Source organism: Kribbella sp. NBC_00359 (assembly GCF_036097425.1).
Lineage (GTDB): Bacteria > Actinomycetota > Actinomycetes > Propionibacteriales > Kribbellaceae > Kribbella.
The window spans coordinates 7,145,666-7,156,781 of record NZ_CP107975.1; the positions used below are offsets into that span (position 1 = coordinate 7,145,666).

Genomic DNA, 11,116 nt, shown 5'->3' on the forward strand with positions numbered 1-11,116 from the left:
GCGGTTATGCAACCGGCTTTATTAAAGACGGTAGCAGAATGATGCGACAGACCGCAAACAAATAGTTGCTCCCAGCAACTATCAACGCTGCAGGATGGCCTCATCACGCCTGGGCCGCCCTGAGTCGAGGAGTTCGGGAAGTCGTGGGGAAGGTTGGGGGAAGGCGGCATTCCTAGCGTCGGCGGGGTCGTGGTCCATTAACCGAACGGAGTCTTGCCATGACCGCAACGGTTCAACGACCTCCGAACCAGGGCCTGACCCCGGCGGGTGTCAGCTCTCCAGTGAAGCCATCGTGTATCCGCTGAGCCGGCCCGGCGCCGGTTGGGACGCCATCGTCGTCGGTGGCCGCGTCGCCGGAGCCTCGACCGCGCTGCTGCTCGCCCGCAGCGGCCTGCGGGTGTTGGTCGTGGACCGTGCCCGCCGCGGCTCGGACACTGTGTCGACGCACGCGCTGATGCGCGGAGGAATTCTGCAACTGCGGCGCTGGGGCTTGCTCGACAAGGTGGCGGCGACCGGCGCGCCGGCGGTACGCCGGGTGACGTTCCACTACGGCGCGGAGTCCATGCCGGTTTCGTTGAAACCGTATGCCGGTGTTGATGCCCTGTACGCGCCGCGCCGTACCGTCCTCGACGCCATCCTCGTCGACGCCGCGGAGGAGGCCGGCGCGCAGTTCCGCTTCGGGCCGGCTGTCACAGACCTCGCTCGCGACGGCGCCGGCCGGGTCGTCGGTGTGGTCCTGCGCGACCGTGGCGGGGCTAGCTGGACCGAGCGCGCACGGCTGGTTGTCGGCGCCGACGGACGCGGCTCCGTGGTGGCTGGTCGGGTGGCCGCACCGACTATCGCGGCGGGTGCCCACGCCGCGTCGTACTTCTACGGGTACTGGCCGGCTGCGGACCTGGACGGTTATCACTGGTACTACGGCGATGCATTGTCCGCCGGGACCATTCCCACGAACGATGGCCTCACGTGCGTGTTCGTCGGCGGCTCGCGGGACATACTCGCCGACGCGACGCGCGACCTCGGTCCCGTCGCCGCGCTTCGCGGGTTGCTGGCGCGGCTCGATGGCGAACTCGCTGACCTTACGGCGGCGGCGCCGTACGGGCCGGTGCGGTTCTTCCGCGGTATGCCGGCGCGGCTGCATCGTCCGTACGGATCGGGCTGGGCGCTCGTCGGGGACGCCGGCTGCTGGGTGGACCCGCTCTCGACTCATGGGATCACCGACGCGCTGCGCGACGCGGAGTTGCTTGCCGCCGCGATCGTCTCCGGGTCGGCATCGGAGCGCGCGGAGGGGCTCGCGCTCGCCGACTACCAGGCGCAGCGGGACCGCATGGCCCTGCCGATGCAGCCGATCGTCGATCGCCTCGCCTCCCACGAGTGGGACCTCGCCGAGGCCCGCCGGCTGTTGCGCGGGCTGTCCTCGGTGATGGCCGACGAGGTCGAGGCGATCCGCGGCTTCGACCTCGCGCCCACTCGCACCGCGTGACAGAGCAGGCGTCGGACAGGGCAGCCGTCAGACAGGGCGAGCGGGACTAAACTCGCGGATGGGAGAAGCGATGCGCGTCGAGATCGACCTGTTGGACGGCTTCGCCGTCCGTGTCGATGGGCGGCCCGTCCCCGCCGAGGAGTGGCGCCGCCGCCGGGCGGCAGCGCTGGTCAAACTCCTCGCGCTCGCCCCACGCCGGGCGCTGCACCGCGAGCAGGTCATCGACGCGCTCTGGCCTGGCACCGGGATCGACGACGCGGCGCCACGGCTGCACAAAGCCGCGTACTACGCCCGGCGCTCGCTCGGTGATCCGCGCGCGCTGGTCCTGGCCGGGGACTTGGTGTCCTTGTTCCCCGACGCGCAGGTTGTCGTCGACGCCGAGGTGTTCGAGCGACGCGCCCGGCAAGCCCTCGCAGCCGCGGACGGACCCGGCACTACGGACGGCCGCGGCAACGCAGACGGTGCGGCCGTGGCGGCTGCTGCGGCAGATCTGTGGGCCGGCGACCTGCTGCCCGAGGACCCGTACGAGGCATGGCTGGAAGGCCCACGGGATCGCTTGCGACAACTACACCAGGGGATACTGCGCCGCGCCGGCCGGTGGGAGGAACTCGCCCTTGCCGATCCGGCCGACGAGGACGCCAGCCTGGCCTTTGCGCGACAGCTCGCCGACAGCGGCGACCGGCGCGGGGCGCTACGACAGCTGGAGCGCCTGGAGCGAGCACTGCGCGGCGAGCTGGGCGTCACCCCCAGTCCAGCCGTCGGTTCGTTGCGCGCCGAGTTGCGAGCCATCGACGCCCCACAACCTGAGGGTCAATGGCCGCCGCTGGGCCGCGATCCCGAGCTCGGCCGGATCGGCCGCCTTATCGTTGCCGCGAGCAACGGCCAGGGCCGGACACTCTTCGTCTCCGGCCCCGCGGGCATCGGTAAGACCACCGTACTGCGGTGGCTGGACAGGCGGGCCGAAGAGCGCGGGCTGCGTGTGGGGTTCGGCACCGCCGCCGGCATCGAGGGGGCCTGGCCGTACGCTCCGGCGCTGGAGGCGCTCGCGGATCTGTGCCGTCGCCACCCGGCCCTGCTCGACGGCCTGGCCGACGAGTACCGCGTCGAGATCGAGGGAGCCCTGCGCGGCACCGCCCAGGACTGGACCGGCGAGAGCCGCCACCAGCGGCTGTTCGTCAGTGCCGCCGAACTGCTGCGGCTCGCGTCCTCCGGCGGTGGCGCCGTGCTCGTCGTCGACGACGCTCATGACGCCGACGAGGCCAGCCTGCGGCTGCTGCACTATCTGTCCCGCACCTCGGTCGGCGAGCGGATCGTGATCGTGGTCGCGCACCGCCCGTGGCCGCTGCGTCCGGCGATGGACGCGATGCGCCGCAGCTTGATAGGCCGCGGTACGTCAGAGCCGCTGGATCTCGGCCCGCTGGCCGACGAGGACATCCGCCGGCTGGCCGGCCGTGCCGTCGGCGAGGATCAGGTGCTGCTCGAGCGGGTCGTGAAGCTTGCCGGCGGCAACCCCTTCGCAGCTGTGGAACTGGCGCGTACGGCCGGGTCGGCCGACGACCGCGCCGGCCCGATGGGTGCGCTGGTACTCCGCGGCCTCAGTGGTGACGCGACCGCGGCTCTGACCAGGGTGGCAGTGCTGGGTGGCTCGTTCGACACCGACGAGTACGTCGCGATGTCCGGCGTCGGCGAGGCTCAGGCGTACCAGCTGCTCGACGACGCGCTCGCCGCAGGCGCGGTCGAGCGGACCGGCGCCGGCTACCGCTTCCGGCACTCGCTCGTGCGCGACGCGTTGCTGGACGGACTGCCCCCGCACCGCCTCCTGCCGCTCCATCGTCAGGCCGCCGAAGCGCTGCGCGGCCTCGGCGCGTCCCCGGCCCGGATCGGCCACCAACTGCTGCAGGCCGGCGACGTCGGCGCTGCCGCACCGTTCCTGCTGCAGGCCGCCCGCACCGGGGCGGCCATCGGGGCTTACCGCGACGCGCTCAGGCTGATCGACCTGGTGCGCCAGGAAGTCCGCGACCCGGAGCGCGGGCCGCTGCTCGCCCTGCGGGCGGACATGCTGTTGGCAACTGGGGATGCCGGCGCCGTACTCGCCTACCGTGAGGCGCTGAGCGCCACAGACGACGCCACCGAACGGCGGCGCCTGCTGCCACGGCTGGCTCGGGCTGCCACCTTCGGCGGCGATTACGCGACCGCGGCCGAGGCGCTCGACGGCCTGGAGCCCGACGGATCGGCTGACGACGCCGCGCTGCTGCTCCAGCGCGGGATCCTCGCCTATCTGACCGGCGATCTGGCGGCGGCCGCGGCGGCCGCAGACGAGGCGCGCCGCCGGATCGGGGTGGCCGACCCCGGCGACTGGCGGATGTACGACCTGATCTCATTGCAGGGTCTGGTCGCACACCTGCGCGGGGAGTGGTTCGGTCGGCTCGTCGTCGAACTGCGTGCCGGGGCGCAAAGACCGGACCTGGCGCGGTCGATGTTCGACAGCCACCTGTGTGTGGCGGAGTTCCTGCTGTACGGACCCACGCCGTACGCGGAGGTGCTGGCGCTCGGTGCCACCCTGCGCGAGTCGGCGCGTCGATCCGGCGTACTGCGGGCCGTCGCGTTCGCCACGGCGCTGCGCGGCGAGGCGGCCTTGCTCTCCGGAGACCTGGCCCTCGCCGAGTCCGAGCTGGCCGAGGCCGCGCAACTGCACCACGACATCGGCTCCACCGCAGGGGAGGCCCACAGCCTGCAGCGGCTCGCCGAAGTGCGCCTCGCGCAGGGGGACCGTGCCGAGGCGACGCGGCTGTTGCACCTAGCGCTTCCGCTGGCCCGCTGGTCGTCGATTGCGCTGCACCTGCTGCAGCGCGTGTACGGAACGATGATCAGCGCCGCGCCGGACGTGGACAGCGCCCGCGCCGTCGTGGACCAAGCTGTGGCCGCCCTCGGCCAGGAAGATGCTTGCACCTTCTGCTCCATCATGCTGGCGGTGCCTGCCGCGACGGCCTGCGCCGACGCCGGCGATCTCGACGACGCTCGCCGGCACCTCGCCGCGGCCGAGCGGTCCGCCGCGCTGTGGAAGGGCACCGCATGGCAGGCGGCGATCGCCGAGGCCCGGGCGCACCTGCACAGCGCCGAAGGCGACCGCGACGCCGCGCGCAAGCGGCTGCTCGAGGCCGCCGAGCTTTTCACCGCCGCCGGCCAGCCCCTCGACGCCAGCCGCTGCGCCGTACACCACCAGCAGTAGCCTCACTGACCCGCTGGTTTGCTGTTGGTGACAGCGCTCTTACCGACCCCCCAGGACCGTGCGTTCCACGACGGTCCAGGCGGTGGTGGTGAGCAGGTACAGGCCGGCGGCCAGTGGCAGGAAGGCGGCGCTGAGCAGGGTGCCGTACGGCAGCAGGCGGGCGATCCGGCGGGACAGTGGCGTGGCCGTCTCGTCGAGTTGGCGCAGGGCGAGGCGCGCCGAGAACCAGGCGACGACCGCCAGCAGGACGGCGAGGACGAGGAACGCCGGGGTCCCGGTGAGGACCGGCCAGTGCAGGCCGAGCGGCGCGCCGAGGAGGCTGCCGCTGATCAACTGGTTCGACTCCCCCGCCACGACCGCACGGGAGAACAGCGTGTACATCAGCCAGAAGAACGGCATCTGCGCGAGCGTTGGCAGGAACCCGGCGAACAGCGACGTACCCGACTCCGCCTGGAGCTTGGCAAGCTCGCGCTGCAGCCGCTCCGGATCGCCACGGTGGCGATCACTGAGCTTCTTCAACTCGGGCAGCAGCTCCGCGCGGGCGCGCAACCCGCGATGCGCCCGCAGGCTGAGCGGAACGAGACACAGGCGTACCGCGAGGGTACAGACGACGATCGCGATCACGGCGGCGTAGCTGCCGGTGAGCGGTTCGATGGCGGTGACGAGGGACGTGAGCACGTGATAGGCACCGGCGACCGGTGCCTCCAGGAATGAAGGCACAGCACAACTCCACGAGTGAGAAGGAACGGGTAGCGAGGTGGAGCGCTACCGTCCCGGTGCTCGTGGACGAGGCCGCCCGGCGTCGTCCGGATCACACAGCCGGAGGAAGACGGTCTGCTCCGCACGATCGCGGACCGAGGTCGCCCGCGCGAGGAGCGGAGCGGCCGGGGGCGCCGAGGTGCGCGCGACGAGGAGCAGCGTGAACAGCAAGGCCGCCGCCGTGAGCACGGCGGCGGCCAGGGTTGCCGAATCGTAGGCAGGCATCACCAGCGCGAGTACGCCGGCGATCGCCTGACCCACTGTCATCAGTCCAGGTAGTCCCGGAGGACCTGCGAACGCGACGGGTGGCGCAGCTTCGACATCGTCTTCGACTCGATCTGCCGGATCCGCTCGCGGGTCACGCCGTACACCTTGCCGATCTCGTCCAGCGTCTTCGGCTGGCCGTCGGTCAGGCCGAAGCGCATCGAGACCACACCGGCCTCGCGCTCGGACAGTGTGTCCAGGACGGCGTGCAGTTGCTCCTGCAGCAGCGTGAACGACACCGCCTCGGCCGGCACGATCGCCTCGGAGTCCTCGATCAGGTCGCCGAACTCTGAGTCGCCGTCCTCACCGAGCGGGGTGTGCAGCGAGATCGGCTCACGGCCGTACTTCTGCACCTCGATGACCTTCTCCGGGGTCATGTCGAGCTCCTTGGCGAGCTCTTCCGGAGTGGGTTCGCGACCGAGGTCCTGCAGCATCTGCCGCTGGACCCGGGCCAGCTTGTTGATGACCTCGACCATGTGCACCGGGATCCGGATGGTCCGGGCCTGGTCGGCCATCGCGCGGGTGATCGCCTGCCGGATCCACCAGGTGGCGTACGTCGAGAACTTGTAGCCCTTGGTGTAGTCGAACTTCTCCACCGCGCGGATCAGACCGAGGTTGCCCTCCTGGATCAGGTCCAGGAACAGCATGCCGCGGCCGGTGTAGCGCTTGGCCAACGACACCACCAGGCGCAGGTTGGCCTCGAGCAGGTGGTTCTTCGCCCGGCGCCCGTCCTCGGAGATCCACTCGTACTCGTCGCGGACCTTCTCCTTCAGCTTGTTCGCCTCATCGCCGATCTGCTCCTCGGCGAACAGGCCGGCCTCGATCCGCTTGGCGAGCTCGACCTCCTGCTCGGCGTTCAGCAGCGGGACCTTGCCGATCTGCTTCAGGTAGTCCTTGACCGGGTCCGCGGTGGCACCGGCGACCATCACCTGCTGCTCGGGCTCGTCGGTCTCGTCGGCCTCGGAGACGACGAAGCCCTCGTCCTCGGTGAGCTCCTTCTCCAGCGGCTTCACCGCGTCGGGGCTGAAGTCCGCCTCGTCCACCTCGTCCAGCGAGCGGGGCTTGCCGGTCTTCGGGTCGATCGCCAGACCCGCCTCGGAAACTGCGGCCTTCTTCGCCGGCGCCTTCTTGGCGGCGGCCTTCTTCGCGGCGGGGATACCGTCCTCCTTGGTGCTGGCGGCAGACTTGGCCGCGGCCTTCTTCACGGCCGCCTTCTTGGCAGCGGGCTCGGTCACTCGGGCGCTGGTCCTCGGAGCCGTGCTGCGGGCGGTGGCGGCCACGGCCCGGGCTGACTCGGCGGGAAGATTCTCGGACGAGCTGGACGACACGAATTACCTCTCGTCTGACGCAGGGTTTGTACGGCGGTACGACGTTGTGATGGTGCTGGTGGTGCCACGTTCTGGGTATGACTGTGTGTGCGCTGCTCGCTGGTCAGGCGGCGGCAACACTACATTGTAATCCGCGAACCAAGCCCAGGCGTCGCGCGACCCCCCGAAGGACATGCGCAGGCCTCCACCGTACGGGCGTTCCCGCTTCGGTAGAGGCCTGATCGCGTCAGCGTTCGATGTCGTCTGCCGTCACCCGTTGCGGGTCTGCCGCAGCGGCCGGGCCACGACCCGCTGCCGGACCACCTGTTGTTCCTGCTTGAACTGCCGCACCCGCACCAGCGACGCGACGTCGATCACGTCCGCGACGGACTTGTACGCGCCGTCCTCGCCGTACGGCTCGGACGCCTCGCGCCACCCGCGCGGGCGGACCTTGAGTTGCTTGCCGAGCAGCGCGACGAAGATCTTCGCCTTCTGCGCGCCGAACCCCGGCAGGGCCGAGAGCCTGGCCAGCAGGTCGTCCCCGGACTTGACATCGGACCAGAGCCCCGAAGCGTTACCGCCGTACTCCTCGTCGAGGTGTTTGGCCAGGGTCTGGATCCGGGCGGCCATCGCGGTCGGGAACCGGTGCACGGCCGGCGGACCGGCCACCACCTCGACGAACGCGTCCGGGTCGTAGTGCGCGACCGTGGCCGGGTCGAACGGCCCGTCCATCCGCTGCGCGATCGCGACCGGGCCCGCGAACGCGCGCTCCATCGGGATCTGCTGGTCCAGCAACATCCCCACCAGCAGGGCGAACGGATCTCTGCTCAGCATCTCGTCGGCGTCGGGCTGCTGTGCGAGGCACAGCTTCTTGCTGCGTGTCGAAGTCACCTCAGTCCTCCCCTTCCTCGGCCTTCACGGCCAGCACCGGACACGGAGCATCGAGCAGCACCCGCTGGGCGTTGCTGCCGAGGATGAGTTTGCCGACGGGAGATCGGCGCCGCAGGCCGATCACGATGAACTCCGCGTGCACCTGCTCGGCGACGGCCACCAGGTCCTCCGCCGGATCGAGTCCACGCACCAACTGCCGCACCTCGTAGGGCACGCCGGTCGAGTCGAGCTGTTCCCGTACCTCCGTCAGCGCGGCATCACTCGCCGCGGCCTCATCGCTGTCGAAGCTGCGTCCACCCCGGTGCGAGTTCACCACCACCAGTTTGGCGTCCCGAAGCGTTGCTTCTTCCGCCGCCCGCCGAAGGGCCGCACGGCCCTCCGCCTTCGGCACGTAACCCACGACGATGGTCGTCATCGCCCTGCCTCACCTCCGGGTGTCGTGTCGACCCGTTCCGAACGATACTGCTCTCGACCGTGGTCGGCATCCGCTGCATTTACACCAGCTGTGTCGCGGCCGTGACGGACGACAGATCGTTACGCGGGTAGTACTCCACCACCGGCTGGACCACCGTGGTGGCAGCCACGCCGGTGCCCGAGTACTACCCGCGACGAAACTCTCTAACCTTCCGGTGGCCACACCTTTGCAGGGCTGTCACCCAACGCGCCACCCCTGTAGTCCGGGTCGTTATCGAACTCGTCCACCCAGTTGCCTTGGGCAAGGTCGCCGGAGATCGGCACGGTTCCGCCGGAGGGACCCCGGTTCCGCGGCCGCACACCCGCCGGGCGGGGCGAGGCGTGCGTGCCCTTGTCCAACGTTGTCGTAAATAACTAACCGGTTCAGTCCACCGGCCACTCATGAACTGGCGTGTTCTCGTGCATGTGATCGCGGTAGCGCCGCAGCATTCCGCGCAACGCGTCCCGCCGTCCGTGCGATCCCCGTGTATACAGTCGATGGAATTCGTCGGCCTGCCACGACGCACCGTTGCGGTTTGTCAGGCAGCGCTGCTCGATGATTCCGAGCAGCCGATCCCGTACGGCGGTGTCGACGCCCCAGGCCTCGAGTCCCCGGGATGCCAACGGCAGCAGGCGTCTGAGCACAAGCTCGGTTGCGCGCACCGTACCGATACCCGGCCAGAACACCTCCGCGTCGATCCCGTTCTTGGCCGCTTCGTGGAAGTTCTCCTCGGCCGCGCTGAACGACATCTGCGACCAGATCGGCCGTTCGCTGTCGGCAAGGGCCCGCACGAGACCGAAGTAGAAGGCGCCGTTCGCGATCGTGTCGACGACCGTCGGCCCGGCCGGCAGCACGCGATTCTCCACCCGCAGATGCGGCTTCTCCCGGACAACGTCGTACACGGGCCGGTTCCAGCGATAGATCGTCCCGTTGTGCAGCCGCAACTCCGAAAGGGCCGGTGTGTCGCCGCGATCGAGGACGGCGATCGGATCCTCGTCCGACGTCACCGGCAGCAGCGCCGGGTAGTAGCGGGAGTTCTCCTCGAACAGGTCGAAGATCGAGGTGATCCAGCGTTCACCGAACCACACCCGCGGCCGCACGCCCTGGGTCTTCAGTTCGTGCGTCCGGGTGTCGGCGGCCTGCTCGAACAACGCGATGCGCGTTTCCCGCAATAGCTCCTTACCGAACAGGAACGGCGAGTTCGCGCCGACGGCGAGCTGGACGCCGGAGATCGCCTGCGCCGCGTTCCAGTACCGCGGGAACGCCTCGGGTGTCACCTGCAGATGGAACTGCGTCGACGTACAGGCGGCCTCGGGCACGATGCTGTCCGCGGTCACCTGCAGCCGCTCGATCCCGTCGATGGCGATCTGCACGTCCTCGCCCCGCGCGGCGAAGATCTGGTCGTTGAGCAAGGCATACCGCGGGTTCGTACTCAGTGCCTCGCGATGGATGTGCTCGGTCAGCAGTGTCGGCAGAATACCGACGACAACCATCGACGACCCGGTCCGGGCCGCCTTCTCCTCGGCCGCGTTCAGGCTCTCGCGGATGCTGGACTCCATCGTGTCCAGGCCGATGCCGTCGATCTGCCCGGGCGGCACGTTGATCTCGATGTTGAACTGGCCGAGCTCGGTCTGGAACGCGTCGTCCTCGATCGCGCTCAGCACCTCGCCGTTCTTGAACGCCGGGTCGCACTGCTCGTCGACCAGGTTCAGCTCGATCTCGATCCCGGTCATCGGCCGCTCGGGTGCGAACCGGTTCTCGCGCAGCATCCGCGCGAAGGCGTCCAGATTGCGATGCACTTGATTGCGGAACGCGGTCCGGTCCGCCCGGGTGAACTCGACCCGGTCGACTTCCTCACCCATTTCGGCCTCCCTGGTGGCTCCCGCTACAGCATGGCCTCAGTGTGCCTGAAGGTGCCCATCCGTGGGTGGCGCAATCGCGTGGTGGATCAGACCGGGTAGACGATGAAGTGGTCGCGGACGATCCGGACCGGCTCCGGTCCCGCCTCCTCGAGCACGCCGGCAAGCTCGGTCAGTACGGCGGGATCGAGCGGCAACTCGTGTTCGCCGGGGTGGCGGTCGGCGCCCATCTCGTAGTCCTCGCCGGGCCGGTCGGTCAGCTCGATGTGCGCGCCGGCGATCCACTCGACGGGATTGCCCGCGGCAACGAAGTCGGCCAGCCGCCGGACACTCGCCCGGAACGCCGGCCAGTCGAAGACGTACAGCCGGCCGGGGTACAGCGAATCCCCACTGATCAGCAGCCGCGTCGCCCGGTCGTAGACCGCGACGTGCGAGGCGTGGTGCCCCGGGATCGGGATGATGTCGAGGACCCGGTCGCCGAGATCGAGCTGGACCACGTCGTTCGGCCAGTCCGCGATCCCGAAGTACGCCGCCACCTCCTCCTGTGAGCGGCCGACGACGCTGTCGAACTCGGCGTCCCCACCGACGTGGTCGCCGTGCGCGTGGGTGTGCGCGACGATCAGCTCCTGTCCGCTCAGCAGGCTCTCGACCAGTGGGCGGAGCTTCACGTGACCCGTGCCCGTGTCGAGCAGCAGGGCGCGCTCTGTGCCGAGCAGGAGGTACAGGAACGGGCCCTCGAAGTTGGTCCGGAGCGCCTGCCGGATGATCACCGTGCGCTCGTCGTACCAATGGACCTGATGGTCGGGACTCGCCGGATCGGTGCCGTCGTCCCAGTGGTCGGGGAAGCTCATGACGGAATTGTCGGTCATG

Annotated in this window: 9 protein-coding genes; 2 read left to right on the forward strand and 7 right to left on the reverse strand. The window is 69.8% G+C overall.

The window, feature by feature from the left end:
- Positions 1-292 precede the first annotated feature (292 nt).
- The gene (locus OG876_RS34710; RefSeq protein WP_328520922.1) at positions 293-1,483 is read left to right on the forward strand and encodes an NAD(P)/FAD-dependent oxidoreductase; all 1,191 of its coding nucleotides are present in this window, start codon (positions 293-295) and stop codon (positions 1,481-1,483) included.
- Positions 1,484-1,553: 70 nt separating this feature from the next.
- A complete protein-coding gene (locus tag OG876_RS34715) occupies positions 1,554-4,712 on the forward strand; it encodes an ATP-binding protein (RefSeq protein WP_328520923.1) in 3,159 nt (1,052 codons plus the stop codon).
- A 39-nt stretch (positions 4,713-4,751) separates the two neighbouring features.
- On the opposite strand, the gene OG876_RS34720 is transcribed toward OG876_RS34715, so the two are convergent.
- The 7 genes from OG876_RS34720 to OG876_RS34750 all read right to left on the reverse strand — a co-directional run bounded on the left by OG876_RS34720 (position 4,752) and on the right by OG876_RS34750 (position 11,097).
- Positions 4,752-5,432 (reverse strand): YidC/Oxa1 family membrane protein insertase, encoded by a 681-nt coding sequence (locus OG876_RS34720; protein ID WP_328520924.1) that lies wholly within the window; start codon positions 5,430-5,432, stop codon positions 4,752-4,754.
- Between the two features lie 45 nt (positions 5,433-5,477).
- Positions 5,478-5,738, reverse strand: a complete 261-nt coding sequence (locus OG876_RS34725) for a DUF6412 domain-containing protein (protein WP_328520925.1) — start codon at positions 5,736-5,738, stop codon at positions 5,478-5,480.
- Entirely contained in the window at positions 5,738-7,063 is a 1,326-nt protein-coding gene (locus tag OG876_RS34730; RefSeq protein ID WP_328520926.1) for an RNA polymerase sigma factor, read from the reverse strand. Before OG876_RS34730 ends, OG876_RS34725 begins: the two co-directional genes overlap by 1 nt.
- Before the next feature lie 249 nt (positions 7,064-7,312).
- Positions 7,313-7,933: an HhH-GPD-type base excision DNA repair protein gene (locus OG876_RS34735; protein ID WP_328520927.1), complete on the reverse strand. Its 621-nt coding sequence runs from the start codon at positions 7,931-7,933 to the stop codon at positions 7,313-7,315.
- A gap of 1 nt (position 7,934) precedes the next feature.
- Positions 7,935-8,348 (reverse strand): universal stress protein, encoded by a 414-nt coding sequence (locus OG876_RS34740; RefSeq protein WP_131337975.1) that lies wholly within the window; start codon positions 8,346-8,348, stop codon positions 7,935-7,937.
- Positions 8,349-8,770: 422 nt separating this feature from the next.
- On the reverse strand, positions 8,771-10,249 hold the full coding sequence (locus OG876_RS34745; protein WP_328520928.1) for a glutamate--cysteine ligase: 1,479 nt from the start codon (positions 10,247-10,249) through the stop codon (positions 8,771-8,773).
- Positions 10,250-10,335: 86 nt separating this feature from the next.
- On the reverse strand, positions 10,336-11,097 hold the full coding sequence (locus tag OG876_RS34750; RefSeq protein ID WP_328520929.1) for an MBL fold metallo-hydrolase: 762 nt from the start codon (positions 11,095-11,097) through the stop codon (positions 10,336-10,338).
- Positions 11,098-11,116: the final 19 nt, after the last annotated feature.

Excerpts from the sequence above, each read along its gene's own strand:
- OG876_RS34715 (WP_328520923.1), top strand. The coding sequence starts at position 1,554 with ATGCGCGTCGAGATCGACCTGTTGGACGGCTTCGCCGTCCGTGTCGAT.
- OG876_RS34725 (WP_328520925.1), bottom strand. The coding sequence starts at position 5,738 with ATGACAGTGGGTCAGGCGATCGCCGGCGTACTCGCGCTGGTGATGCCT.
- OG876_RS34740 (WP_131337975.1), bottom strand. The coding sequence starts at position 8,348 with ATGACGACCATCGTCGTGGGTTACGTGCCGAAGGCGGAGGGCCGTGCG.
- OG876_RS34745 (WP_328520928.1), bottom strand. The coding sequence starts at position 10,249 with ATGGGTGAGGAAGTCGACCGGGTCGAGTTCACCCGGGCGGACCGGACC.
- OG876_RS34750 (WP_328520929.1), bottom strand. The coding sequence starts at position 11,097 with ATGAGCTTCCCCGACCACTGGGACGACGGCACCGATCCGGCGAGTCCC.